The following is a 23,710-nucleotide window of genomic DNA, read 5'->3' as shown; positions in this document are numbered from 1 at the left end:
ACGTGACTCCCACCATGCCGCAGCTGACCACCCTGGCCCGCGACAGCCGAGCGCTCGCCGCGCTCGCCGTCCCCCTCGCGCTCACCCAGCTCGCCCAAGTCGCCCTCACCACCACCGACACCATCATGATGGGCGTCATGGGCACCGAGGCGCTCGCCGCCGGCGGCCTCGCCCTGGTGATCTTCAACCAGCTCCGCACCATGGGGGTGGGCCTGGTCACCTCCGTCGGCAACCAGGTGGCAGCCGCAGCAGCCCGAGCCGAGCTCGCCACCGCGGACTCCGCGGCGGGCCCCGGCACAACGACGGGCTCCGGCACCGAGGTCCGCGGCCTGGTCCGGGCTGCCATGGCCGTCGCCACGATCGCCGGGGCGGCCGGCGCCGTACTGATGATCCTCATAGGCCAGGCGGCGACCCTCCTCGGCCAGGACGCCGCCGTCGCCGACCGCGCGCAGGGCATGCTCGTCGCGCTCGCCCCCGGTCTGCTGCCCTGCCTCTGGTTCCAGGCGATACGCCAGTTCACCGTCGGCATGCGCCGCCCACAGGCCCTCCTGCAGATCACCGTCGCCTCCGTCGCCGTCAACGCCGCCCTCAACTGGGCCTTCATCCACGGCACCTGGGGCATGCCCGAGCTCGGGCTCACCGGCATCGGCGTCGCCACCAGCAGCGTCTACCTGCTCTCCTTGCTGGCGCTGTACGCCAGCGCGCGCCGCGACCCGCAGCTCGCGCCGCTCCTCGGCCTCGACTTCTGGAAGGCCGACGCCCCGACCCTGCGCCGACTGCTCGGCCTCGGCACTCCGATCGCCGCCACCTACGGCTCCGAAGCCGGCTTCTTCTCCGTCACCGCCCTCCTGGCCGGGAGCTTCGGCGCCGCCGCGCTCGCCGCGCACACCGCCGTCAACCAGCTGATCTACATCGTGTTCCAGGTCGCCGTCGGCCTCTCCCACGCCGCCTCCATCAACGTCAGCCGCGAACTGGCGCTCGGTGACTTCGGCGCCGCCCGCCGCATCAAGAACACCGCGCTCGCCTGCGGCGCGGTGGTGATGGCCGTGGTCGGTACGCTCTACCTCACACTCCCCGAGCTCGTGCTACGCCCCTACTTCGACCCCCACGCGGCCACCGACCAGCAGGGCCTGAAGATCGCCACCGGCCTGCTCGCCATCGTCGCCGTGCTCCAGTTCTTCGACTGCGCCCAGAACATCGGCGTCGGCCTGCTCCGCGGCCTCGACGACACCGGGAGCGGCTTCCGCATCACCCTCGTCGGCTACTGGCTCGTCGGCCTGCCCGCCTCCTGGCTGTTCGCCTACCCGCTCGGCGGCGACACCCGCGGCCTCTGGCTCGGTCTGCTCACCGGCCTCGCCACGACGGCCGTCCTCCTCCTGCGCCGCTACGGCCAGGCCCTCGGCGCCCGATCGGCCGCCACCCCGGCCGCGGTACCGGCAACGTGAACCAGGCGCCGGTGCGGTCCGCCGCCGCTACGTGTCCGGGGAGAAGACGTCCAGCGCCGGGCCTTCGAGGGCGAGGGCGGTGAGGCCGGTGGTGGTGCCGGACGCGTGTTCCTCACCGGGCTCCCAGCGGACACCGTCGCCGGCTGAGACGGGGACCTTGTGCCCGTCCGGACCGGCGACCCAGCCTTCGCCCGCGATGACCAGGAAGAGCTGGCTCACCGGAGCGGGATGGGTGCCGATGGTTCCACCTGACTCGATCGCCAGGCAGGTCACGTGAACAGCCCCCTCGCCGACTGCGACGCGGGTCGCGGTGGCGCCCACACTGCCGAAGCGACCGATGACCTTCTCCGCACGGTCGAAGCGGAACATCTCCACGTGGGCCCCTCGCAAGATCCGGAAGGCATCGATCATACGGGCGGACGGTCGACGTGCCGGCGGCGGGACGCGCCTTCGGGGGCGGTCGGGCTCGACGGCCGAACAACTGGCGTGTGGGGGCGACGGCCTGGCTCTACTTCCTGCACGGATGAACCGGTCCTGCCGTCCGCCCCGTTCACCATGTGAGGGGCACCGCCGTCCCGCTCGCCTCTCGCCGCTGCCCGGAGCAGTGACCCGGTGGGGAGGAACCGCTCATGCGTGCCGTGGCACGACCGTCGCGCCGACCGCGGTGGCAGACCGGGGGCTGCCCTCACCCCTGCCCTCCTCCGGGCCCTGATGGCGGGGAGCCTCCTCCGCGGCGCCCGGCCGCACGCGTACCTCCCCGCACCCGCGTCTCGGCCCACGGTCGGCCGAGCCGGTGGAGCGGGTCGAGCCGGTCGAAGGGATCGAGCCGGTCGAACGGGTGGACTCGGGCGACTGTCCCGCACGGGTGGACTCGGACGACTGTCCCCCTCCCAACGCCCCCTCCCCCGCCCGAAAGTACGGAGGTCTGATGGGCCGCTACGTCATCCGCCGGCTGCTCCAGGCGATCCCCGTGCTGCTCGGCGCAACGTTCCTGATCTACGCCGTGGTCTTCGCGCTGCCCGGTGACCCGGTGCAGGCGCTGGCCGGCGACAGGCCCCCAATCCGCTCGTGGCGGAGATGATCCGCCAGAAGTACCACCATGCCGATGACCGCGCCGGGATCAGGCTCGGTGGTTCCGGCGCCACAGATACACACCGGGCGATGTCTCGACGGTCTCGCTTGGGAACACCTCTGATGCGCGGGCAAGAAGAGCACGCTGGTCCTCGACCCAGCCGGGGGCCGGGGCAAGTGGAACTCTCACCACGACTCCCGAGGACGCGGGGTCACAGACCGACACCCACATCGCGCCGTCCTCTCCCGGTTCGATGGTCAGTTCCGGGCCACGGCCCGAGTCCAGCCAGGAAACGCGCTGCCCGGCAGCCAGCTCATCGAGCCTCGCTTCCCAGTCCTCGATGTCGTCCGGGACGAGCACCACCGGAAGACAGCCGTTGACCACCTCGGTCGTGATCACGATCTCGCAGTCAAGCCAGTCGTGGCCCAGGAGAGAACCCGGAGCACTTCGGCCCTTCACTCGCACACCGAGCTCTGCCCGTCGAGCCCAGGACGGTCAACGAGACGGATCAGGTCGACGGAGTCGGTCTCGTCCACGACAACTCTTTTCCCGGAGGCGATCTCGACCCCGGCATTCTGTCGCGGCACACCGACAGGAGCAGAGAGCGGGTCACGGCGACGCAAGGACACCGTCGAAGAGGTGTCAGTTCGAAGGTCCTGGCTCAACGACGGCGAGCCGGGCGCAGAAAGTCTGATTCAGACATGCTGATCTGGCGATGGCGGAGCCGTGTGGGCGAGTTCGAGGGGCTCGGTCGTCCAGTCCGGCGGCCATGCGGCCGAGCCGCCCGTTCCGACCAGCGGAGTGGGCCGAACCGCGATGCGGCCCCAAACCAACCTCAAGGACTCTCGCGCCGGTCCGGCGACGACGGCGGTCGGTGCATCACCACGCGCCCGGACTCGAGGTCGATCCGGCGATCGAGCGGCGCGCCCGACTGCTCGTCGTCACGCAGCACCAGTCGGCGCTCCTTCTCCTCCGCCACGTGCCGCCGGCTCGGGGAGAGAAGAGTCTGAATCTCGCTGAACACGCTGAACATCGACGCTGCGCCGACTTCAGCCTCGCGCTTGCGCCAGTAGATCCAACCGTGCCGTTCCATCCACAGAAGGGCCCGGTCGGCGAGAAACAGGGTCGGCACGGCTGCCGCCGCCCAGAAGAAGATGCTCATCGCCCTGCCCCCTTGTGAAGGTGCCACTCTGCCCGGTTGCCCCACCGCCGCCGTTCCGGCGTCCGTCCCGATCTTGACAACGCAGCGGCCGACACCAACGTGCCCGGTCGCTCAGCGTGTGCAGGCGTGGGCGGTCTCGCTCCGTGCCCTGGATCAGACCAGGAGCCGGCTGGTTCGACGGCCTCGCCCTCGCCGTCGCGCGCACCGAAGCCCACCCGACTCCGAGGATCGCTGTCCGGCACCCCGCCGCCATGCAGGCGAGGTCCTCGCCGCGGGTGAGGCATGTCCCCACCCCGCATGCCACAGGAAGGGCACCAAGCCCCCGGCCGACGGGATCGACGCCGAGCCGGGCTGCCGGGGCGCGGCCGAGTCCGGGCCCCGGCGGGCCGGGCCGGGCCGGCCGGATGGGATGATCTTGCCGACAGTTCCGTGCGAGGAGGCACAAGTGAGCGACCGCTCGAAGCATGACCACCGCGGCTGGGAGGAGGTCGTGCTCGCAGCTCGGGAGCGTGCCCGCGCGCGGCAGGCCCTCATGGTCGAGCGCTTCGGACTGTCAGGTGACGTGGACTACCAGTGGTCGATGGACGACGCGCGGATCACGTGGTCACGCGAGGGGAAGGCCTTCCTCACCGGCCGGCTCACGTTGATCGGCAGCGTCAGCCTCGCCCGGCAGACCTGGCTGTGGTCCTGGGCGAACGATTCACTTCCGCACTCCGTCCTGGGCGACATCGAGCAGGTGCGGCAGTTCGGCGAGCAGAACAGCTACCCCGTCCTGCCGTGGCCTGGTTTCGACCACCACCCCGAACTCGTCGCGGAGGCACGGATGGTGGCGGCATCCGTGCTCGATGCCGAGGGTCTCTGGGCGGATTCGACGGATGACGTGCAACTCCACTTTCTGGTGCATGACTTGGTACTCACCGCAGAAGGACGGTGACGGGCCGCACAGGCTGCCGGCGCCGCCTGGCGATCTGCTTCTCGCTGAGCCTCGGTCGCCCCGGTGAGCCCTTCGACAGGAGCCCGGCCTCACCCCGCTCGCGCCATTTGGCGGCGCCATCGCTCCACCGACCGCTCGCTGACCCGCAGCGCGGAGGCAATCTCCCGGTTCTTCCCCCGCCGATCCGCTCCCGCGCGGCTCTCCCAGCGTCGGTCAAGCCGCGGCCCTGCGCGCATCTCACAATCCAGGGCTATCGGAACGGTCCGACCGCCGTCAGGCGCACGGCTCCGACATCACCCGATCCAGTTCAGTAGCGTCGGTTGCGCAGGGCCGATCCGGCCGCCAAGCCGGCGCCCAGGCCGATCAGGATGCCCACGGGTGTGCGCCACAGCACCGCGGCCAGCGCGCCCGTCCCGCCGGCTACAAGTCCCAGAAATGCACCGGCCCGGCGAGCGAACAGACGTGCGCATATGACTCGTTGACGTGATATCAGGTGGATCAACTCCCCAGGCGGGCCTGCCCCAGCGACTAGCGGATCTTGTGACTGTCCGACGGTCGGATCGTTGCTCTGGTCGTCGGGCGGGGAGATCTGACAAAAGACGAGTGGATGCGGCTTGAGCCACACCCGCCGAAGTCCGGTGGTCGCGGCGGACGTTGGTGCGACCACCGGCAGGTGATCAACGAGATCCTGTTCCGGGTCCGAACGGGAGTGCCCTGGCGTGATCTGCCCGAGCGTTTCGGGAGCTGGAAGGCCGTTTACGAGCGGCATCGGCGCTGGTCCGCAGACGGGACCTGGGGCACCGCGGATCCCGAAAAAAGATCAACGCCTCGACAGCACCGCCCCGACAAGGGACTCGGACGCTCCCGGGGCGGCCTGACGAGCAAAGTCCACCTGGCGGGGGAAGGCGGCTGCCGGCCGCTGACCCTACTTTTCACGCCGGGCCAGTGGGGTGACAGCCCCCAACTCATCCCTGTCCTGGAGCGCATTCGGGTCAAGCGCCCCGGCGGCGGGCGTCCGCGCACCCGCCCTGACCACCTGGGCGGCGACAAGGCGTACGGCTCTCACCGCAATCGCCACTACCTGCGCAGACGCCAGATCAAGCACACCATTCCGGAGCCCAAAGACCAGCGCGCCAACCGGCAACGTCGAGGCAGCCGGGGTGGCCGGCCGGCAGGCTTCAACAAGGACATGTACACGCGCCGCAACGAAGTCGAGCGCACGATCAATCGACTGAAGCACTTCCGCGCCGTCGCGACGCGCTATGACAAGCGCGCCTACGTCTTTCACGGGACTGTCAGTGTTGCGTCGATCCGGCTCCGGCTCCGCGGATAGATCAAGTATCCCAACATCCGGACGCGTCTGTCACCGTCCTCCGGGAGGAGATTTTTTCGTGATTTGCGCACCTAAGGTTGCGAATGACCAGCGAAAACCTCGATCTGACTTGGAGTAGGGATGGCATCCGACGTCGCCGCAGTGGCCGCAGAGCTCATCGCCATGGTTGCGGCAGATCACCAGGCCGCGCGCCAGGCGAACAGCGATGACCCGGCGGAGCAGTTGGCGTGGCGCCGCTTGACCGCGCAGCACGCGGATCGTCTCAGCGAGATCATGGACGTGCACGGGTGGCCGACCGCGGAACTGGTCGGCGAGGACGCCGCTCGGGCTGCGTGGCTGATCGCGCAGCACGCCGACCGTCAGCTCGACATTCAGCGGCGCGCGCTGAGGCTGATGGACCAGGCGGTGGCCAGCGGTGCTGCCAGCCCGCGCGATCTCGCCTTCCTTCGTGATCGCACGCTTGTGAACGAAGGGCAGAAGCAGATCTACGGCACGCAGATCGCCGGCGTGAAGGACGGCTCGCCGATCCCGTGGCCCTACGAGGATCCCGAGCACATGGACGAGCGCCGTGCAGAAGTCGGCATCCCGGCGTTCGCTGAGTACGTCGCTCAGTTCTCGCAGACCTGAGTCACTCTGGGCATTCGGCGGATCACGCTCGCGCCTGATCCGCCGGACAGACCCTAGGCCGAGCCTGGCAGCGTAGTCCAGGATCGCTTCAAGGCTGCCGGTCCTGAGTCCGGATGCGCGATGCCAGCTGCCGGCATCCAGCAGATCCACTACCGCCCGCACCTCGTCGACATCTGCCTCACCTGCACCGACCTGATCATGGCCGGCTGGCCTACAGCACACCAATCAAGTGCAGTAGCAGGGCGGAGGGTCCGGGGTCCGGCCCTCCCCGACCGCCCCGCGTGGACCGTTGCGTCCGACGGTCCACCCGGGGCGGCCTGCCATGCCGGCCCGGCCACACCGGTCAGGCAGGTCCGTCCGGTCAGGCAGGTCCGTCCAGGTCGCCCTTGTCGCCGAAGTCCAGGCGGTCGATCAGCCCGGCAGCGGTGAAGGCGGCCACCAGTTCGTCACGGCCCTCGGTGAAGTGGGCCCAACTGTCGTAGTGGACGGGGACCACCCGGCGGGCGCCGAGGATCCGGGCGGCGTCGGCGGTCTGGGCGCTGTCGAGGACGATCAGCGCGCCGCCGAAGAGGACGGGGAAGCGGGGAGCCCCCGCGAAGAGGATGGCGGTGTCCACCGGGCCGAAGCGTTCGGCGATCTCCTCGACCAGGCCGAGCGAGGCGTTGTCGCCGCTGACGTAGACCGTGGGCAGGCCCTCCCCCGTCAGGACGAAACCGACGACCTGGCCGGTGATCGGTTCGACCTCCTCACGGGCCCCCGGGCCGTGGAGGGCGGGCACGCCCGTCACGGTGATCGTGCCGCCGCCGGGGCGGTCGAGGTCGATCGACTCCCAGTCGGACAGCCCCCTGGCCCCGTCCCCCAGCCGCTGCCCGCCGCCGGGGGTGGTGAGGGTGAGCGGGACGTCGGCGAGCAGCGCCCGGCCGGAGTCGTCGAGGTTGTCCGGGTGCTCGTCGTGGGAGAGCAGGACCACGTCGATGCGGCCGAGTCCGGCCGGTGCGGCGTAGGAGGGCGCCGTCTTGGTCAGCCGGCCGCCCGGCACCTGGTAGTCACCGGGAGCGTCGAAGGTCGGGTCGGTCAGGAACCGCAGGCCGCCGTATGCGAAGAGGGCGGTCGGGCCGCCGAAGACGCGGACGGGGATCTGCTCACTGGTCGTGCCGGTCATAGCCATTCCAGACACCTCACGGATGAGAAGCGGTTTATCCGTGAAGGACCGTAGCTGTTTCTCACGGACGAACGCAAGCCGTACCATGAGATCCATGAGCGAGACCCTGACCGCCGAGACCGCGCTGCCGCCCGCACCAGGGGCGCAGGACTACCTCGCCCTCGACTTCGCCAACAGCGCCGTCGCGCTGCCCGGGGGACACTTCATCGACCTCCTCGGCACCCCCGCGGCAACGGACAGGTGGCTCACCGAGCACGGTCTCGCCCCGGCCGGCGTCCGGGTCCAGGAGATGTGCACGGCACAGCTGCGCTCGCTGCGCGAACACCTCCGGTCGCTGTTCGCCGCGCGGATCGCCGGACTGCCCCCGCTGCCTGCGGCCCTGTCCGCCGTCAACGCCGCGCTCAGCAAGGCCCCGACGGCGGCCCTGCTGCACTGGGACGAGACCAACGGCCCCTACCGCGCGACGCCGTGCCCCACCACCGAGATCCTCGACCACGCGCTCGCGACCCTGGCGGCCAACGCGGCCGACCTCCTCACCGGCCCCGACGCCGACCGCCTCACCACCTGCGGTTCCACCCCCTGTAACCGCTACCTGCTGCGCCACGGCCGCCGCCACTGGTGCTCCACCCGCTGCGGCGACCGCGCCCGCGCCGCCCGCGCCTACGCCCGACGTGCGGAGCCGAGGACCGACTGACGCACGCCTCGCACCCGGCCGACCGTCCGGCCGTCGGCGGCCGGCCGGATCATTCGGCCGCCCTCGCCAGCGGCGAGGCGAAGGGTCCGTCCAGGGCGGCCCACTGCAGGAGCAGGATGGTCTTGCCGTCGGTGATGCGGCCGTCGCGGACCATGGCGAGGGCATCGGCGAAGGGCAGTTCGAGTACTTCGATGTCCTCGCCGTCCTCCTCCAGCCCGCCGCCGCTTCCGGTGCGGTCGGCCGGGGCGTAGGGGGACGCGTAGAAGTGCAGGCGTTCGGTGACCGAGCCGGGGCTCATGTAGGCGTCGAGGACGTGGGTGAGCGGGCCGAGTGTGACGCCGAGCTCTTCGGCGGCCTCGCGCCGGACGGCGGCGAGCGGCGCGTCGCCGTCGAGCAGGCCGGCCGCGGCCTCGACGAGCATGCCGTCCGGGTGGTCGTTGACGTAGGCCGGGTAGCGGAACTGGCGGGTGAGCAGCACCCGTCCGCGCTCGGCGTCGTACGGGAGCACGACCGCGCCGTTGCCGCGGTCGTACGTCTCGCGCTGCTGGGTGACCCAGCGTCCGTCGCGGCGCCGGTGGTCGAACGTGGTGCGGCGCAGGACGTGCCAGCCCTGGGAGGTGAGCTCCACGTCGCGGACCACGACGTCGGGGTTGCGGTCGAGGTCACGCCCGGCGCGGTCGAGGCGGGTGCGGCCGCGGTGGTCAGGGATGTCGATGCCGGGGCGGGTGCTCACTCGCTCTCCTGAGGGGTGCGGCGCGGGATCTCGTCCACGTCGTGGTACACGGGCAGGCCGCGGCGGCGGGCAGTGGCGACGTCCTGATCGGCTCCGGTGGAGTCACCGGGCAGCCGGAGCACGGCGTCGCAGTGGGCGAGCAGGCGCTCGGCGGCCGGGTAGAGGACCTCGTCGGCGAGGGGGTCCGTGGGGCCCGCGCCGGCCGAGCGCAGGACGGGCAGGGCGACCCACTCTCCGATGACGGGGAGGTGACCGGCCGCGAAGACCGGCCACGCCGCGGCTTCGAGGCGGGCGAGGTTGGCGGCCATGGCCTGTGGGTCGCCGTCGGTACCGGACCGGTAGGGGCCGGCGATGAGGATGAGCATCGGCTTGTCGGTCATGGCGCGCTACGATACACGCAGAAACGTGCAAGAACAGGAGAGAACACGGATGCTGGCTGCTGAACGGCGCGACCACCTGCTGGGCCTGCTCGCGCGAGAGGGCAAGATCGTCGCCAAGGACGTCGCCGTGGACCTGGGCATCTCCGAGGACAGCGTGCGGCGGGACCTGCGTGACCTCGCCACCGAGGGGCTCTGCCACCGCGTCTACGGCGGAGCGCTACCCGTCTCCCCCGCCGTGGCGGACTACGCCGCCCGGAAGACCGTCACCCCCGACGGCAAGCGGAACGTCGCCGCAGCGGCCGCCGCACTGGTGAAACCGGGCAGCGCCGTGATCCTGGACGGCGGCACCACCGCCCTCGCCGTCGCCCGCCTGCTCCCGCCGGACCTCGCCTGCACCGTGATCACCCACAGCCCGACCATCGCGGCCGCGCTGCTCGACCATCCGCTGGCCGAGGTCTTCCTGCTGGGCGGCCGAATCTTCAAGCACTCGGCAGTCGCCTGCGGTGCCGCCGCGGTCGAGGCAGCCCAGAACGTCTCGGCCGACCTCTGCCTCCTCGGCGTCACCGGCGTCCACCCGGAGGCAGGACTGACCACCGGCGACGCCGAGGAGGCCGCGATGAAGCGCGCCCTGGCCGCGCGGGCCGCGGACACCTACATCCTCGCCTCGTCCGAGAAGATCGGCACGGCCTCACGGTTCCGCGTCCTGCCCTGGGAGGAGATCAGCGGACTGATCACCGACGCCGATCCCCGGCACCCGGTCGTCGAGCAGCTCACGGCGCGCGGCGTGGAGGTCCTGTCGGCCGGCTGACGGCCACGGGCCTCGGCGGGGTCTCCGGCAGCCTGCAGATTTCGCGTCGCCGTCCACCGCGTCGCCGTCCACCGAGCGGCCGCCCTCCGAGCGGGCGCCCTCCCTGCGGCCGGGCGGCCGGGCCGAAAATCGGGTGACCAGGGGCGGCGGGCGCGTTAACCTCGGCCGTATGAACGTCACAGGCCGAAGCACCACCGCGACCGCGCGAGCGACCAGCTCGCCGGTTGCCGCCGCCTGACGTACCCCCTTTCCCACCGGCGACCGGACACGGTCCGCCGGTGGTTCCATGGCGTTTCCCGCCCCGGTTCCGATGACCGCGCGGACCAGTCGTCCGGTGCCTCCCCGCAGTTCACGCGAAGGAGCCACCTCATGAACACCGATCAGATCGTCCGCACGTTCGTCGAGTACTTCGAGGAACGCGGCCACCGCCGGATCACCGGCTCGACCCTGCTGCCGCCGCCCGGTGACCCGGTGCTGTTCACCACCTCGGGCATGCATCCGCTCACCCCGCACCTGGAGGGGCGCCCGCACCCCCTCGGCAGGCGGCTGGTCAATGTGCAGCGCTGTCTGCGGACCACGGACCTGGACGAGGTCGGCGATCGCACCCATCTGACCGTCTTCGAGATGCTCGGCACCTGGTCGCTCGGCGACTACGAGGGCCCGCAGAGCCTCGACTGGGGTTACGGGCTGCTCACCGAGGGGTTCGGCATCGATCCCGGGCTGCTGCACGTCACGGTCTTCGGCGGCGACGACCAGACCGGACCGGACACCGATTCCCTGGAGTTGTGGCAGTCGCACGGGGTGCCGGTGGAGCTCACCGTCGAGGACAACTGGTGGTCCAACGGCCCGACCGGGCCGTGCGGCCCCGACTCGGAGATCTTCCTGTGGACCGGCGACACCCCGCCCGAGTCGACGCCGACCGGTGACGACCGCTGGGTGGAGGTGTGGAACCACGTCATGATGCGCCACCGACGACTCGTCGACGGATCGCTCGTGCCGCTCCCCCAGCGCAACGTCGACACCGGGCTCGGCCTGGAACGGCTGGCCTCGCTGCTGCAGGGCCGGACGTCGGTGTTCGAGTGCGACGTCTTCGACCCCTGGCGCCGTGTGGTGCCGACCCTGTGGCAGTTGGACGAGCCGTCACTGCGGCTGGTCTGTGACCACCTGCGCTCCGCCATGGTGGTGATCGGCGACGGGGTGCGCCCGGCCAACACCGGCCGCGGCTACGTGCTGCGCCGGCTGGTACGACGGGTGCTCACCGTGCTGCGGCGGGACGATCCCTCGCGCAGTCTCGGGGACCTGCCGGACGAGCTGATCCTGCACACCCTCGACCGCTTCCGTCAGGAGGGGGATCCGGATGCCGTGCGCCGGGTGCTGCTCGACGAGGAGCGCCGTTTCGGCCGGCTCCTGGAACGCGGCCGGCAGATCCTGGCCCGCCCCCGGTTCCGGGGCCCGCTGCGCGAGGAGGACTTCCACTACCTCCACGACACCCACGGTCTGCCGCGCGACCTCGTCCTGAACCTGCGACCGCAGTGACGGCCCGGAGCCCGGCGGCGACGAGGCCGACAAGGCCGACGAGGCCGAGCCGACGAGACCGATGAGGCTGACGAGGCCGAACCATTCGCAGGCGTGACCCGCCCAGCCGCCGCGGCGGCACTGCTGCACTGCGCCACGGAGGTGGATCCCCGGTCGGGGAACCGGGGATCCACCCCAACAGGGCTTCCAGCCGGTCCCGTTCGGCCCGAGCCGGTGGCAGCCGGCCGGCGTTCTCGATCCCGCTCCATGCGGCACCCCCACGATCCCGGTCCCACCCAGCAGCCCCAGGGCCCCGGCACCCCACCCCGCGCGGACGAGGCTTTTGTACAGGTCTAGACTCATATAATGTGACGACTACTCATATACCCGACTTGATCCGCTATGTACGGGAGAACTCCCCCTTCTACCGCGACCTCTACGCCGGCCTCCCGGACGACCTCGCCGGCCCCTCCGACCCCACCGGCCTCAGCGCGCTGCCGCTGACCGAGCACACCGCCTACTGGGCGGCCCACGGCATCACCAACAGCCGGGTGCTCACCGGGCCGCACGAGGACGGGATCGTCTTCAAGACCGGCGGCACCACCGGGGCACCGCGGGTGTCCATGTACACCCGCGCGGAGTGGCGCCGCATGAGCCGGACGTTCGGCGGCGGCCTGCCGGCCGCCGGGCTGCGCGCCGGGGACAAGGTCGCCAACCTCTTCTACGCCGGCGAGCTCTACTCCAGCTTCGTCTTCACCCTCAACTGCCTGCAGGAAGCGCCCGTCCCCACGGTCCAGCTGCCGATCGGCGGCGCCGCGCCACTGGACGCCACCGTCCAGGCCCTGCGCGACTTCTCCGCGACCGTGGTCGCCGCGCCGCCCACGTCACTGTGCCGGTTGGCCCGCGAGGTCGTCGACACCGTCGGGACCCTGCCGGACGTCCGCATCGCGCTCTTCGCCGGCGAGGCCTGCTATCCGGACCAGGTGACGCTGCTCACCACCGCCTTCCCCAACGTGGCCGTCCGGTCGATCGGTTACGCCAGCGTGGACGCGGGCGTCCTGGCCGGACCGGTGGCCGGGGAGCCGGACAGCCGGGTGCACGAGGTCTTCACCGAGGACAAGGTGGTGGAGCTGCTCGATCCGGAGACCGGCGAGCCGATCGAGGAGGAGGGCCGCCCCGGCCGGGTGATCGCCACCGATCTGGTCCGCCGTCTGATGCCGGTGATCCGCTACCCGGTCGGCGACCTCGCCGAGTGGGTCGACTTCCCTCGGCGGCGTCTGCGACTGCTGGGACGCTCGGAGGAGGGCGCCCGGGTCGGGGTGGTCACCGTCTATCTGGAGGACCTGCGCGCCCTGCTGGCCGCAACGGGCGGCCCGGTCGTCGGCCATCAGGTGGTCCTGCGGCACCGGGCCGAGCGGGACGAGCTGGTGCTGCGGCTCGCCACCCCGGGCGGAGGAAACCCGGACCTGGAACGGGAGTTGACCACGCGCCTCGGTGAGACCCGGCCGATGTTCGCCGACCAGGTCCGCAAGGGCCTGATCCACCCGCTGGCCTTCGAATGGGTCGCCCCGGACGGCCTCGCGGTCAACCCCCGGACCGGCAAGCTGGTCCGGCTCCTCGACGAGCGGATGGGGTAGCTCCCGCAGCATCCGTGGCGCCGTACGACGGAGCCACGGATGCTACGGGAGCCACGGGAGCCGCGGGCCGCCGCCTGGCGGCGGCCCGCGGTCCTCAGCGGTTCCGGGCCCGGCGGTCGACGACAGCAAGGAGCTTGCCGCTGGCGGCCGTCCGCTCGAAGGCCTCGGCGGGAGCGTGCTCCACGGACAGCTCCACCAGGCCGTCGCGCACCACGGCGGCCGCGAGGTCCGGATAGGCCTCCAGGAACTCCCTTACCGCGTCCGGGTGTTCGGCCGGGCGTGGGCCTTCGCCCGTGCCCGGGTCCTCGCCCGGGTGCGACGGCGAGCGGTTCCCCTCCAGGCGGACGGTCAGCTTCTCACGGGCGCTGTGCTCGTCCTCGTCGAGGAGCAGCTGAAGGGCGCCGTGGTGGTCCAGCCGCTCCTCGGCCGCCAGCACGAAGCGACGGTAGTTGAGGAAGTGGCTGCCACTGCGGAAGATGTCGCCGAAGCGGCCGAGGAGTTCGAACCGTGGGGTGCGCCGCCCGCAGGGGCAGCCGCCGTCCACCCAGCGGCCGAGGTCGCCGATCTCGTAGCGGTCCAGGCGCTGACCGCGCCGGCTGTGCGCGGTGAAGACCAGCCGCCCGGCCTGCCCCGGACCGGCCGGGCGGTCCTCCTCCAGGTCGAGGATCTCGAGCGTCTGCAGTCCGCTGAACAGGTGGTGGACCCGGTCCCCGGCGTCCGGGCACTGGTAGCCCAGCGGGCCGGCGTCCACACTGCCGTACGCCGCCGAACGGATCAGCTCGACGCCGAACTCCTCGCGCAGCCAGGTGCGCTGGCGCTCGGGGAAGTGTTCTCCGCCGTAGAAGAGCTTGCGCACCCCGCGGTACTCGCGGAGCACGTCCGCGCCCTCGGTGAAGACCCGCAGCAGGTAGTTCGGCATGCCGAAGAGGGTGTCCACCCGGTGCTCGACGATCGAGCGGGCGACGGCCGCGTGGTCGTCCTGGGCGGCCATCGGGAACTGCACCGCGCGCAGGTTCTCCAGGACCGAGTAGAAGCTCAGGAAGCCGCCGTAGAGCAGACCACCGAAGAAGAGGTTCATCGCCCGGTCGGTGCGCGGGTCGAAGCCCGCCGCGAGCACGCCCTCGGCCCCGTGCCGCATGTGCTCGTGGTAGTCGTCCCAGCTGAAGGCCGAGAGCTTGGGCGCGCCGGAGCTGCCCCCGCTGCGGAAGAACACCTCGGCCCGGCCGAGGTCCTCCTGCAGCTGCTCGAACTCGCTCTTCGCCGTCACCGGCACCGGCGGGGGCGGTAGTTCGCGGGCGCCGACAAGGTCGTCCAGGCAGGCGTCGGCGGAGAACCGGGCGTCCAGCTGGACGTCCACCCGGCGGCTGTAGCGCTGCAGCGCGTACACGCCGTCGTGCGGCTCGCCGTCGTAGCTGTCCAGCATCCGCCCGGGGACGGTGACCCGCTGGACCCCGGCGGCGAGCACGGCGCCGGCCAGCTCGGCGGTGTCGCGGCGGGAGGCACCGATCCCGGCGGTCTGCAGGTAGCGGCGCATCGGGCGCAGCACCTCGCCGATCCGCTTGCGCGGCAGCGGCTTGACCCAGACGGTCCGGTGCAGCGGGGAGGCGCGCAGGGCGCCGCGGGTGTCGGCCAGGACGTGCCAGCGGGCGGCGGGGTCGGCGTGCACCTTGGTCAGGCCCAGGTGCTCCTCCAGCCGCGCCACCAGCACGGTGTTGGTGATCTCGGCGCTCTCCAGCAGCTCCGGCTCGGCCGCGCTCGGCGGCTGGGCGGCGAGGACGGCGGCGAAGCGCTCCGCGAAGGCGAAGAGCTGGTCGTGGTCCTCGGTGTCCAGGTAGATCACCTGGGGGCTGGCGCAGGCCTGCTGCTCCAGGCGGCAGATGTCCTCGGCGATGCCCGCGAGCGTCTCGGGGGCGGACCAGGCGTCGGCGGTGAGGTAGGCGAAGGAGAGCTTGGGCCCCCAGTCGACCAGCCGGCAGCCGGGCGGGGTGAGGGCGGCGATGGCGTTGACCGCCTCCTCGCCGCCCCAGGCGGCGACGGCGTCGGCGGCGCCGCAGAGCCGGGCCAGCCAGTCGGTGCGGGAGGAGGGGAAGCCCAGGACGACAGTCCGCGCGGCGATGGCGCCGGTCGGGTCGAGCGCGGCCAGTTCGGCGAGCAGGGCGTGGGTGAAGCGGCTCCCGCCGCTGGTCTTGACGATGTTGAGGTTGCCCGCGAGCAGGCCCTCGACCACGCTGAGCGCACCGGCGGCGGGGGCGTTGCCCGGGGCGATGTGCACCAGCAGGCCGACCGGCAGCCAGCCCTCGAAGATCTCCCGGCGGAAGTCGAAACGGGCCAGCCGTCCGGGGTCGATCCCGCCGAGCTCGCGGGTGACCTTGGTCTCCAGGGCCTCGCGGCCGAGCGCCTCGGTGAGGTCGTGGAGGGTGCGCTCGCGCTCCGCGGTGTCGACGTCCGCGTCGTCGAGCAGCCGGGCGAGCCGGCGGTGCTGCTCGCTCGCGGGGTCGGCCAGCGTGGCGGCGAGGCGGTCGCAGGCGGCGAGCACGGTCAGCGGGCTGAGCGGGACTGCGAGGGCCTCGGTGGTGCAGGTGTCGAGCCCCGCGAGGCGTCGCTCGGCTTCGGTGTCGTCGACCCAGCTGCCCTGCCAGTAGTGCCGGTCGGTGGTCGCGACGGGAGTCGTGGGGCTGGTCATGAGGCCTTCTCGGTCTTGAGGAGTTCGGCGGCGGCGATGGCACAGCTGCGGTTGCGGCTGAGGCCGGCCCGGCCGTGCACGGTGAACCAGGGGGTGGACAGTGCGCAGCCGCACTCCTCGGGCGCGTGCTGGGTGACCAGGTCGCCCATGAGGACGGACTGGGCGGGCACCGAGGTGACGTACGGCGAGATGAACTGCGCGTAGCCCGGCTCTCCGTAGGGCAGCGGTGTCAGGTCGCGCACCGAGCGGACCAGCATCCGGGCCCAGACCGGCACGTGCAGGTTGTGGTTGGGGCATTCCATGTGCAGGACGGAGTGTTCGGCGGCGCCGTAGCCGTCGCGGATCCGCTCGTCCGGGATGCCCAGCTGGTCGTGGATGCGCCGGTACAGCTCGGGCTTGGCGACCTGCTTGTCCGCGTGGCCCTTCCAGCCGCCGCCGAAGACGACCAGTGAGCGCGGGGAGAGCTCCAGCGGGCCGATGCCCAGGTCGCGCATCCGGTCGAGGGTGAAGGAGAGGAAGGCGGGGAACCCGAGGATCCGCACCGGGGCGCCCTCCTCGGCGTACCGGATCAGGGTGCGGACGCAGCCGAAGGGGTCGAACTCGTGGGTGCTGCCCGTGTGCTTGAGGGCGTACTCGACCGAGCGGACCGGGGCGAAGTGGCACAGGTACTCGTCGGTGAACGACGTGCCGAGGTTGAGGCCGGGCCGGGGCTGGTAGTTGGAGAGGAGGTAGTTGACCGGCTCCCGCTCGTCGATCCAGCCGTAGTGGTCGAAGACCCGGGCCACCATGCGCTGGCCGTTGCGCAGGGTGAACTCGTCGAAGAACATCTGCGACCGCTGGCCGGTGGTGCCGGAGGAGGTGAGGTGCAGCAGCACCTCTTCGCGGGGCAGCGAGAGGATCTCGTGGGCCTTGAAGAAGTTGGCGTGGACGAAGGGCAGCCGGTCGAGCTCCTCGATGCCCTCGATCGGGCGTCCCGCGCCCGGGCCGGCCTTGAGCAGCCGGTCGAAGAACGGGGACCTGGCCGCGTGCCAGGCGTTGGACTCGTTCATGGCCGCGGTGAAGAGACGGTCCGAGGCTGGGCCGGCCTGGTACGGCTCGGCGATGTCGCAGAGCTGCTGTACGTGGGCCAGCGCATCGGCGTCGGGTACCGCGACCGGGCGCAGGTACTTGTTCATCGGAATATCCCGTTGGTGTTGAGGTTCTGGTGCTTCCACAGTTCGATGTACTGCTCGGCGAACGGCTGGAAGGCGGCATCGATGGACAGGCCGCGGAAGTCGAGCGGCTGGAGGGTGCGAGCCATCACCACGTAGTCACGGAAGCCCTTGTCCTCCCGGCGCATCGCCGGGTAGGCGGCCACCGGCAGGAACCCGTGTGCGAGCAGCAGCCGCAGGTTCTCGTAACTGTCCAGTGGCAGCAGGGTTTCGAGGTAGCTGGCGCCGTGGGCGGCGAGCTTCTGGGTGATGGTGTCGAGGTCGTCGCCGATCGCGGAGAGCCCGGGTTCGGCGCCGATCAGCGTGCAGTACCCGTCGGACGGACTGAGCTGCGCGTACAGCTCGTAGCGGCCGTCGGCGGGCGTGAGCAGCACGTTGGGGGTGTGGAAGGGGTAGAAGCACTGCCCGGGGTCGGGCAGGTGGCGGGCGAAGTGGCGGGCCACGAACTGCGGGGCGTCGACGAGTTCGAGCCCCGGGCCGGGACCCCGGGCCGGGACCGGCAGCGGCTCGTCGGCGAGCTCCGGCCTCGGGTGCGGGCCCGGGACGGCGTCCAGGGCCCGCATGAGGCCGCCCAGGGCCTGCGGGACGCGTGCCACCGGCAGGCGCTGTTCGAGCACGCCCTCGCGGTGGCGGGCCAGCAGCACCATGGTTTCGTGCCGTGCGGCCTTGCGCAGGTTCGGCAGGACGCCGAGTGCGCGGAACCCGGCCTGCAGGCAGATCCGTTGCGGCGCGGTGGAGTTGGTACGGGCGGTCGAGTAGAGCGAGTCGGCCGGCCGGTCGCCGCCGAGCAGTGCCTCGCTGAGCTGCCGGACGGCCAGGTGGCCCGCGCCGAGGCCGCGGGCGTCCGGGTGGATCACCAGGCCCTGGAGCTTGCCGAGCCGGGCGGCAGGGTCGAGGGTGCCGACGATCGAGCCGAGGAGCCGGCCGCCGGCGGGCTCGCGGGCGACCAGCCAGGTGGTCTGCGGCGAGCTGATCTCGCTCGCCATCACCTCGGGATCGGTCCCGAGCGGCAGTGCGTACGCACGCCCGTAGACCTCTCGGTACAGCAGGAGCAGCGCGTCGACGTCATCGGGACGCGCCGGGGAATAGTTGAGCACCGGATTGCCTCCCCCCACGAAGGCGGTACGTCCACGGATCTGCGTGAACGCGACATGGAAGAGCGAATTCACGCCCGACGGCGAGCACCCGGATTGGGGCAACCCGCCACACGGCGGACCGGATGGGTCACGAAAGCCGCGTTGGGCACGAACGGAAGGAGTGCGGTCACTGTAGGTTGACCGACCATCACACTAACCCGGCTCCAGCGTCACGACGGCCCCCTTCGGCGGCGGTCGATGCTGTCTCAGCAGGTGGGACAAGGGGTTCACCGGTAGTGGTGCGACAAGGATCACAACCATTCAGAAGCAGCGGTGATGGTTCGCCAAAACTCTTCTGATGGATCATCAAATATGTACGAAATTCAACGAATGAATTGATCCACCCGGCCCAGGGCGGTGATTTCCGGACGGCGTCGGAGATCTGCCGTGCCCCGGGGCCGAGTGGTCGCCGAGCCCGTTGTGGGCGGTGATCGGGGCGCGTATCCGTCGGCCGAACAGTGCGCCGTCGACCTCATCGACCCTTCGGCCCGGCCGCTATCGGACCGGACCGGCCGGCGTCTCGGCCCCTCGGCCCGGCCGCCACTCGACCGGGCCGGCCAGCGTCTCGATGGGCAGAGGCGGCCACTTCGGCTCTTCCCGGGTGAGGCTCGCCGGCTCCTCCGGGGGTTCGGCGCCGTCCCGAACGATCATGACGTAGGCCTTCGCCTCCTGCGGGCTCAGCCGCGGGGCCTGCCTGCGCAGGTGGCTCATCGCGGCGACGATCCCGGCGTAGCGGACGAGCCGCGCTCGACGGGAAGGCGGTCCGAACGGGCGGTCAGACGGTCAGACGGTCAGGCGGTCAGGCGGTCAGGCGGTCAGGCGGTCAGGCGGTCAGGCGGTCAGCGCAGCGAGCTCCGCGTCGGCGCGCTCCGCGACCAGGGCGAGGACGCGCCCGGCGGCGGCCAGGTCCTCGGCGGGTATCCCGCCCCAGACGCGGGCGGTGACGGGGGCGGTCTCCGCGGCGACGACGGCGAGCAGCTCGCGCCCCGCATCCATGGCGCGAAGGTGCGTACCGTCGGCGACGAGCAGCTGCCGCGCCAGCAGCTCGTCGAGGGTGGCGCGGATGTCGGCCGGATCGGCCTTGAGGGAGCTCCGGACCTGCGTGACCAGTTCGTCCGGCGTCTGCGGGGCGTCGGCGGTGACGGCGGCGCGCAGGGCGACCTGCTGCTGGAACGTGACGCCGTGCCGGGCCAGGACGTGTTCCAGGACGCCGCGGGCGGCGTAGTGGGCCAGGCCGAGGGCGCGGGCGTCGGCGGCGGGTGCGGTGGTGGTGGAGACGGTGGTGGTCATGGTGTTCTCCCCTGAGTGCTCTCGTCGTCGGGCAGGGATGGAGCGAGAGGTACGTCGAGCAGGGCCGTCAGCTCCTCGGCGAAGGCGCGCGTCCGCGGGGCGTCGAGGCCGCCGAGCGGCTCCAGCAACTGCTGGAGGAGGCCCTGGACCACCGCGATGGCCTGCCGCGTGACGGCCTGGCCCTCGTCGGTGAGGGCGAGCTGTACGGCGCGCGGGTCGCGGGGATCGCGGGTGCGCTCGATCAGCCCGGCGGACTCCAGGGCACGCGCCAGCTTCGAGACGTACAGCGCCTCCAGCCCGGTGTGGTCGGCGAGCCGGCGCTGACTGGGCCGCTCGCCGGCGCGCTGCATGCCGTACAGCGACGCGACCAGGGAGTACTGCGCGTGCGTGAGGCCCAGCGGGGCCACCGCGCGATCGACCGCGACGCGCCACTTGTTGGCGAGCCGCCATACCAGGAAGCCGGGCGTGGGGCCCGTTGAACCCTTGCTCATGGCAAATAGAGTACATGGCTACTATGTCTATGGCTACTATCTTCCGCCCGTCCCCCTCCGTTCCCGCCAGACCCTTCCACCGGAGCCCCCGCACCCGGACCCCGCGGAGTCGGCGTTCGGGCGGCCCTGAGCCGCCCCGGTGGCGCGGGTGCGGGCCCCCGTCGGCACAGCCGCGGCAGCCGTGCGGGCGGCGGGAGTTCCGCCCCGCAGCGGGCCTTCCGGCAGCCGGTGCCTCGGCTAATCTGCACGGGTGACCACCGACCTGACCCTGCTGCCGCGTGTCGCCTACCGCGGACAGGAGGTCACCGCGCCCCGGCTCCGCGCCCTCCTCGCGCTGCTGGCGGGCGACCTGCGCACGGGCTGCAGCACCGAGCGGCTGGTGGCAGGGCTGTGGCCGGACGAGTTGCCGGAGCGGCCGGGAAAGGCGCTGCAGGTCCTTGTCTCCAGGGCCCGGGCGCAGTTGGGCTTCGACGTCCTCGCGAGCACGCCGACCGGATACCGGCTCACCCTCGCCGAGGATCAGGTCGACAGCTCCGCCCTGCTGCTGCACGCCGCCGCGAGCGCGGACCGGGCCAGGGCCGGGGACCACGCGGGCTCGCTGGCTGCGGCCGAGGCCGGGCTCGCACTGTGGGAGGGCGCCCCCGACGAGGCCAGCGACACCGACGACCCCGTCGCCGTGTTGCGCACCGAGCGCGCCCCCGTCCACGGCACGCTCGCCCGCGCGCGGGCGCTCGCCCTCGCCCGGCTGGGGCGGCACGCGGAGGCGGCCGGGCCGCTGGCCGTGGCCGCCGCGAAGCATCCGCGCGACGAGGAGGTGCTCGCCGAGCTGCTGCGCGGCGAGGCGGCGACGGCGGGCCCGTCCGCCGCGCTGATGCGGTACGAGGCGTACCGCCGTGAGCTGCGCGACGGGCTCGGCACGGATCCGGGTGCCGGGCTCAAGGCCGTCCAGCAGGAGCTGCTGCGCGGCGAGGCGCCCGTGGTCAGACACGGCGTGCCGCATGAGCCGAACCCGCTGCTCGGACGGGACGACGACATCGCGGCGGTGGAACGGCTGCTGCGCGCCTCCCGCGCCGTCACCGTCGTCGGCCCCGGTGGCCTCGGCAAGACCCGGCTCGCGCACGCCGTCAGCCGCGGGGCCGAGCAGCGCGTGGTGTATTTCGTACCGCTGGCCGCCGTCACCGCGAACGAGGACGTGGCCGCGGAGGTGGCCTCCGCGCTCGGCGCGGGCGACGGACGGCCCGGCGCCGTGAGCGGCCACGCCTCGGCCGACCCGGTGTCCGGCATCCTCGGCGTGCTCGGCTCCGGGCCCGCACTGCTGGTGCTGGACAACTGCGAGCAGGTCGTCCGGGGCGCCGCCGACCTGGTGCGGGCCCTGGTCTCGTCCTCGAAGGACCTGCGTGTGCTCGCCACCAGCCGGGCCCCCCTCGGCCTGACGTCGGAGGCGGTGTACGCGCTGCCGGAGCTCGGTCTCGACACCTCCATCGAGCTGTTCACACAGCGGGCCCGGGCCGCCAGGCCGGGCGTGCAGCTGCCGCCGGACGCGGTGGCCGGGCTCTGCCACCACCTCGACGGGCTGCCGCTCGCCGTGGAGCTCGCCGCGGCGCGGGTGCGGGTGCTCTCGGTGCCGGAGATCGCCCGGCGCCTCGGCGACCGGTTCGCGCTGCTGCGGGGCGGGGTGCGGGACATGCCGGAGCGCCATCGCACGCTGTACGCGGTCGTGGAGTGGAGCTGGAACCTGCTCGCCGAGGACGCCAAGGCCGCGCTGCGCACACTGTCCGTCTTCCCCGGCGGCTTCCTGGGCGAGGCGGCGGAACAGGTGCTCGGCGAGGACGCGTTCTCTCTCCTGGAGCAGTTGGCCGATCAGTCCCTGCTCACCGTCGCCGACACCCCGGCCGGCGTGCGGTTCCGGATGCTGGAGACCGTACGGGAGTTCAGCGCGGCCCGGCGTACGGAGGCCGGCGGGGACGAAGCGGCCGTCGGCCGGTTCCTCGCCTGGGCGCGGGACTTCGGGGTCGCGCACCACGACGTCCTCTTCGGCCCCGAACCGCGGGCGGCCTGGGAGCGGATCAGGGCCGAGCAGGACAACCTCGTGCTGGCCCTGCGGTACGCCCTGGCCCGGGCGGACGACCCCACCACCGCCGCCCTCACCGCCGCCCTCGCCGGCCTGTGGTCCACCGCCGCCAACCTTCCCCGCCTCGTCACCCTCGCCGCCGACACCGGCCCGCCGCTGTCGCACTACCGCCCCGGGCCCGAGTACGTCGAAGTCGCCCGCGCCGCCGCGGTGGTGTGCACGGCGGGCCTGCTCATGGGCTACGGCCCGCACGCCGTACGCCAGCTCGTCACCCTGCGGCGGCTGCCCCCGGCCCCGACGGACACGCTGCTGGGCGCCACCGCGGTGGTGCTGTGCGCGGTCCCCGAGATGCGGCCCCCCGACTACGACGCGCTGCGCAGGCTCTGCGGTGGCGACAGCGAGCAGCCGCTGGTCGCCGGTCTCGCCGAGTGCGTCGCCACCTACGTCTGGGAGTACGAGCAGGACATCGACCGCGCGCTCGCCTCGGCTCACCGGATGGTCGCCGCACTGGCCCCGGTCGACAACCCGTCCATCCAGCTCATGCGTCATTCGCGGCTGGGCGAGCTCTGCTTGCGGACGGGGCAGGGCGAGACGGCGTACGAGCACCTCAAGGCGGCGTTCGAGACGCTGCCGCGGATCAGCGACGGGCACGACTACATCGGCATGCGCTCGACCCTCGTCCTCGCCTGCCTGCAGCGCGGGGACCCCGACGAGGCCGAGTACTGGCTGCGGCTGGCGGAGAGTGACAACGCCCCGCAGCAGGACGCCTTCTACAGCACCGATCTCGGCGGGCGCGCCGAGATCGCGCTCGCCCGCGGGCTGACGGAGGTCGGGCTGGGCCTGTGGCGCAGCGCCGTCGAGCGCATTCTCGCGGCCGGCTCGACGCACAGCGGCGACCCCTGGCTCGACCCGTGGGCCCTGCAGATCCAGTCGGCGGCGGTGACGGCACACGCGCACGCCGGCCGCGTCGAGCTCGTCGCGGGGCCGGTCGACCGGCTGCGCAAGCGGCTGCGGACGCTGCTCTCCGGCCCGTCCGGCTCGCCCATGGAGCTCCCTGTGTTCGGGACGGTGCTGCACGCCCTCGGCCTGGTGGGGCTCGCGTCGGGCGACGCGTCCGCCGTGCGGATGATCGCGCTGGCCGAACGGCTGCGGGTGATGCGCGACTTCCAGCCGACGATGTCGGAGGAGCGGGCCCGGCAGAAGGCGCTGGACGCCGACGGGGCGGCGTACGCCGACGCGGTGTCGGAGTACGCCGCCCTGGGGCGGAGCGGGTTGCGGGACGCGGCCCGCGCTGTCACGGCGGTTACTTGGGGTCGCGGTTGAAGG

The 23,710-nt window shown here is 72.2% G+C and carries 21 protein-coding genes and 2 pseudogenes; 10 read left to right on the top strand and 13 right to left on the bottom strand.

Going from position 1 to position 23,710, the window contains the following annotated elements; genetic code table 11:
• Nucleotides 1-14 precede the first annotated feature (14 nt).
• Entirely contained in the window at nt 15-1,445 is a 1,431-nt protein-coding gene (locus tag ACZ3YO_RS16505; protein ID WP_465570121.1) for an MATE family efflux transporter, read from the top strand.
• A gap of 27 nt (nt 1,446-1,472) precedes the next feature.
• On the opposite strand, the gene ACZ3YO_RS16500 is transcribed toward ACZ3YO_RS16505, so the two are convergent.
• Nucleotides 1,473-1,856 carry a cupin domain-containing protein gene (locus ACZ3YO_RS16500; RefSeq protein ID WP_465569655.1) on the bottom strand — a complete coding sequence of 128 codons (384 nt, stop codon included), beginning with the start codon at nt 1,854-1,856 and terminating at the stop codon, nt 1,473-1,475.
• A 517-nt stretch (nt 1,857-2,373) separates the two neighbouring features.
• Here ACZ3YO_RS16500 and ACZ3YO_RS16495 point away from each other — a divergent pair.
• A pseudogene (locus tag ACZ3YO_RS16495) lies at nt 2,374-2,499 on the top strand (ABC transporter permease); the annotation flags it as partial.
• A gap of 66 nt (nt 2,500-2,565) precedes the next feature.
• Here the strand turns inward: ACZ3YO_RS16495 and ACZ3YO_RS16490 are convergent.
• Nucleotides 2,566-2,976: a DUF5959 family protein gene (locus ACZ3YO_RS16490; RefSeq protein ID WP_465570119.1), complete on the bottom strand. Its 411-nt coding sequence runs from the start codon at nt 2,974-2,976 to the stop codon at nt 2,566-2,568.
• A 376-nt stretch (nt 2,977-3,352) separates the two neighbouring features.
• Complete coding sequence (locus tag ACZ3YO_RS16485) at nt 3,353-3,679, bottom strand: DUF6191 domain-containing protein (protein ID WP_465569653.1); 327 nt, start codon at nt 3,677-3,679, stop codon at nt 3,353-3,355.
• Nucleotides 3,680-4,124: 445 nt separating this feature from the next.
• On the opposite strand from ACZ3YO_RS16485, the gene ACZ3YO_RS16480 reads away from it, so the two are divergent.
• Nucleotides 4,125-4,613, top strand: a complete 489-nt coding sequence (locus ACZ3YO_RS16480) for a DUF6882 domain-containing protein (RefSeq protein WP_465569651.1) — start codon at nt 4,125-4,127, stop codon at nt 4,611-4,613.
• Nucleotides 4,614-4,626: 13 nt separating this feature from the next.
• On the opposite strand, the pseudogene ACZ3YO_RS16475 reads toward ACZ3YO_RS16480, so the two are convergent.
• Nucleotides 4,627-4,854, bottom strand: a pseudogene (locus ACZ3YO_RS16475) (helix-turn-helix domain-containing protein); the annotation flags it as partial.
• A gap of 327 nt (nt 4,855-5,181) precedes the next feature.
• Between ACZ3YO_RS16475 and ACZ3YO_RS16470 the strand changes: the two are divergent.
• Both ACZ3YO_RS16470 and ACZ3YO_RS16465 read left to right on the top strand, forming a co-directional pair.
• Nucleotides 5,182-5,946, top strand: coding sequence for an IS5 family transposase (locus tag ACZ3YO_RS16470; RefSeq protein WP_465570118.1), 765 nt, complete (start codon nt 5,182-5,184; stop codon nt 5,944-5,946).
• 120 nt (nt 5,947-6,066) lie between these two features.
• Nucleotides 6,067-6,573, top strand: coding sequence for a DUF6624 domain-containing protein (locus ACZ3YO_RS16465; protein WP_465569650.1), 507 nt, complete (start codon nt 6,067-6,069; stop codon nt 6,571-6,573).
• A gap of 361 nt (nt 6,574-6,934) precedes the next feature.
• On the opposite strand, the gene ACZ3YO_RS16460 is transcribed toward ACZ3YO_RS16465, so the two are convergent.
• A complete protein-coding gene (locus tag ACZ3YO_RS16460) occupies nt 6,935-7,741 on the bottom strand; it encodes an MBL fold metallo-hydrolase (protein ID WP_465569648.1) in 807 nt (268 codons plus the stop codon).
• An 88-nt stretch (nt 7,742-7,829) separates the two neighbouring features.
• Here ACZ3YO_RS16460 and ACZ3YO_RS16455 point away from each other — a divergent pair, with 88 nt between their 5' ends.
• Nucleotides 7,830-8,429 carry a CGNR zinc finger domain-containing protein gene (locus tag ACZ3YO_RS16455; protein ID WP_465569646.1) on the top strand — a complete coding sequence of 200 codons (600 nt, stop codon included), beginning with the start codon at nt 7,830-7,832 and terminating at the stop codon, nt 8,427-8,429.
• Between the two features lie 49 nt (nt 8,430-8,478).
• Here ACZ3YO_RS16455 and ACZ3YO_RS16450 read toward each other — a convergent pair whose 3' ends face one another.
• The gene (locus ACZ3YO_RS16450; RefSeq protein WP_465569645.1) at nt 8,479-9,162 is read right to left on the bottom strand and encodes an NUDIX domain-containing protein; all 684 of its coding nucleotides are present in this window, start codon (nt 9,160-9,162) and stop codon (nt 8,479-8,481) included.
• Nucleotides 9,159-9,542 carry a DUF4406 domain-containing protein gene (locus ACZ3YO_RS16445; RefSeq protein ID WP_465569643.1) on the bottom strand — a complete coding sequence of 128 codons (384 nt, stop codon included), beginning with the start codon at nt 9,540-9,542 and terminating at the stop codon, nt 9,159-9,161. Before ACZ3YO_RS16445 ends, ACZ3YO_RS16450 begins: the two co-directional genes overlap by 4 nt.
• Nucleotides 9,543-9,591: 49 nt before the next feature.
• Here ACZ3YO_RS16445 and ACZ3YO_RS16440 point away from each other — a divergent pair, with 49 nt between their 5' ends.
• From ACZ3YO_RS16440 to ACZ3YO_RS16430, 3 genes are all read left to right on the top strand, one after another.
• Nucleotides 9,592-10,350 carry a DeoR/GlpR family DNA-binding transcription regulator gene (locus ACZ3YO_RS16440; protein ID WP_465569641.1) on the top strand — a complete coding sequence of 253 codons (759 nt, stop codon included), beginning with the start codon at nt 9,592-9,594 and terminating at the stop codon, nt 10,348-10,350.
• A gap of 369 nt (nt 10,351-10,719) precedes the next feature.
• Nucleotides 10,720-11,886, top strand: coding sequence for an alanine--tRNA ligase-related protein (locus ACZ3YO_RS16435; protein ID WP_465569639.1), 1,167 nt, complete (start codon nt 10,720-10,722; stop codon nt 11,884-11,886).
• 347 nt (nt 11,887-12,233) lie between these two features.
• Entirely contained in the window at nt 12,234-13,502 is a 1,269-nt protein-coding gene (locus ACZ3YO_RS16430; protein WP_465569637.1) for a phenylacetate--CoA ligase family protein, read from the top strand.
• A gap of 94 nt (nt 13,503-13,596) precedes the next feature.
• On the opposite strand, the gene ACZ3YO_RS16425 is transcribed toward ACZ3YO_RS16430, so the two are convergent.
• From ACZ3YO_RS16425 to ACZ3YO_RS16400, 6 genes are all read right to left on the bottom strand, one after another.
• A complete protein-coding gene (locus ACZ3YO_RS16425; protein WP_465569635.1) occupies nt 13,597-16,185 on the bottom strand; it encodes an acyl-CoA reductase in 2,589 nt (862 codons plus the stop codon).
• Nucleotides 16,182-17,360: a LuxE/PaaK family acyltransferase gene (locus ACZ3YO_RS16420; protein ID WP_465569633.1), complete on the bottom strand. Its 1,179-nt coding sequence runs from the start codon at nt 17,358-17,360 to the stop codon at nt 16,182-16,184. Before ACZ3YO_RS16420 ends, ACZ3YO_RS16425 begins: the two co-directional genes overlap by 4 nt.
• On the bottom strand, nt 17,357-18,493 hold the full coding sequence (locus ACZ3YO_RS16415) for a GNAT family N-acetyltransferase (protein ID WP_405363310.1): 1,137 nt from the start codon (nt 18,491-18,493) through the stop codon (nt 17,357-17,359). Before ACZ3YO_RS16415 ends, ACZ3YO_RS16420 begins: the two co-directional genes overlap by 4 nt.
• Nucleotides 18,494-19,027: 534 nt before the next feature.
• A complete protein-coding gene (locus tag ACZ3YO_RS16410) occupies nt 19,028-19,243 on the bottom strand; it encodes a hypothetical protein (protein WP_465569631.1) in 216 nt (71 codons plus the stop codon).
• A 120-nt stretch (nt 19,244-19,363) separates the two neighbouring features.
• On the bottom strand, nt 19,364-19,822 hold the full coding sequence (locus ACZ3YO_RS16405) for a MarR family transcriptional regulator (RefSeq protein ID WP_465569629.1): 459 nt from the start codon (nt 19,820-19,822) through the stop codon (nt 19,364-19,366).
• A complete protein-coding gene (locus tag ACZ3YO_RS16400; RefSeq protein WP_465569628.1) occupies nt 19,819-20,313 on the bottom strand; it encodes a MarR family winged helix-turn-helix transcriptional regulator in 495 nt (164 codons plus the stop codon). The genes ACZ3YO_RS16405 and ACZ3YO_RS16400 overlap by 4 nt, the downstream gene beginning before the upstream one ends.
• Nucleotides 20,314-20,563: 250 nt before the next feature.
• Between ACZ3YO_RS16400 and ACZ3YO_RS16395 the strand changes: the two genes are divergently transcribed.
• Nucleotides 20,564-23,707: an ATP-binding protein gene (locus ACZ3YO_RS16395; RefSeq protein ID WP_465569627.1), complete on the top strand. Its 3,144-nt coding sequence runs from the start codon at nt 20,564-20,566 to the stop codon at nt 23,705-23,707.
• The last annotated feature ends 3 nt before the right edge of the window (nt 23,708-23,710 follow it).

This window comes from Kitasatospora sp. NPDC022785 (assembly GCF_055561295.1).
The sequence above is the reverse complement of the archived record's forward strand: the minus strand, read 5'-3'. Positions and strand labels throughout refer to the sequence as shown.

Excerpts from the sequence above, each read along its gene's own strand:
- ACZ3YO_RS16405 (WP_465569629.1), bottom strand. The coding sequence starts at position 19,822 with ATGACCACCACCGTCTCCACCACCACCGCACCCGCCGCCGACGCCCGC.
- ACZ3YO_RS16445 (WP_465569643.1), bottom strand. The coding sequence starts at position 9,542 with ATGACCGACAAGCCGATGCTCATCCTCATCGCCGGCCCCTACCGGTCC.
- ACZ3YO_RS16500 (WP_465569655.1), bottom strand. The coding sequence starts at position 1,856 with ATGATCGATGCCTTCCGGATCTTGCGAGGGGCCCACGTGGAGATGTTC.
- ACZ3YO_RS16460 (WP_465569648.1), bottom strand. The coding sequence starts at position 7,741 with ATGGCTATGACCGGCACGACCAGTGAGCAGATCCCCGTCCGCGTCTTC.
- ACZ3YO_RS16435 (WP_465569639.1), top strand. The coding sequence starts at position 10,720 with ATGAACACCGATCAGATCGTCCGCACGTTCGTCGAGTACTTCGAGGAA.
- ACZ3YO_RS16465 (WP_465569650.1), top strand. The coding sequence starts at position 6,067 with ATGGCATCCGACGTCGCCGCAGTGGCCGCAGAGCTCATCGCCATGGTT.
- ACZ3YO_RS16505 (WP_465570121.1), top strand. The coding sequence starts at position 15 with ATGCCGCAGCTGACCACCCTGGCCCGCGACAGCCGAGCGCTCGCCGCG.
- ACZ3YO_RS16485 (WP_465569653.1), bottom strand. The coding sequence starts at position 3,679 with ATGAGCATCTTCTTCTGGGCGGCGGCAGCCGTGCCGACCCTGTTTCTC.
- ACZ3YO_RS16420 (WP_465569633.1), bottom strand. The coding sequence starts at position 17,360 with ATGAACAAGTACCTGCGCCCGGTCGCGGTACCCGACGCCGATGCGCTG.
- ACZ3YO_RS16440 (WP_465569641.1), top strand. The coding sequence starts at position 9,592 with ATGCTGGCTGCTGAACGGCGCGACCACCTGCTGGGCCTGCTCGCGCGA.
- ACZ3YO_RS16425 (WP_465569635.1), bottom strand. The coding sequence starts at position 16,185 with ATGACCAGCCCCACGACTCCCGTCGCGACCACCGACCGGCACTACTGG.
- ACZ3YO_RS16455 (WP_465569646.1), top strand. The coding sequence starts at position 7,830 with ATGAGCGAGACCCTGACCGCCGAGACCGCGCTGCCGCCCGCACCAGGG.
- ACZ3YO_RS16400 (WP_465569628.1), bottom strand. The coding sequence starts at position 20,313 with ATGAGCAAGGGTTCAACGGGCCCCACGCCCGGCTTCCTGGTATGGCGG.
- ACZ3YO_RS16410 (WP_465569631.1), bottom strand. The coding sequence starts at position 19,243 with ATGAGCCACCTGCGCAGGCAGGCCCCGCGGCTGAGCCCGCAGGAGGCG.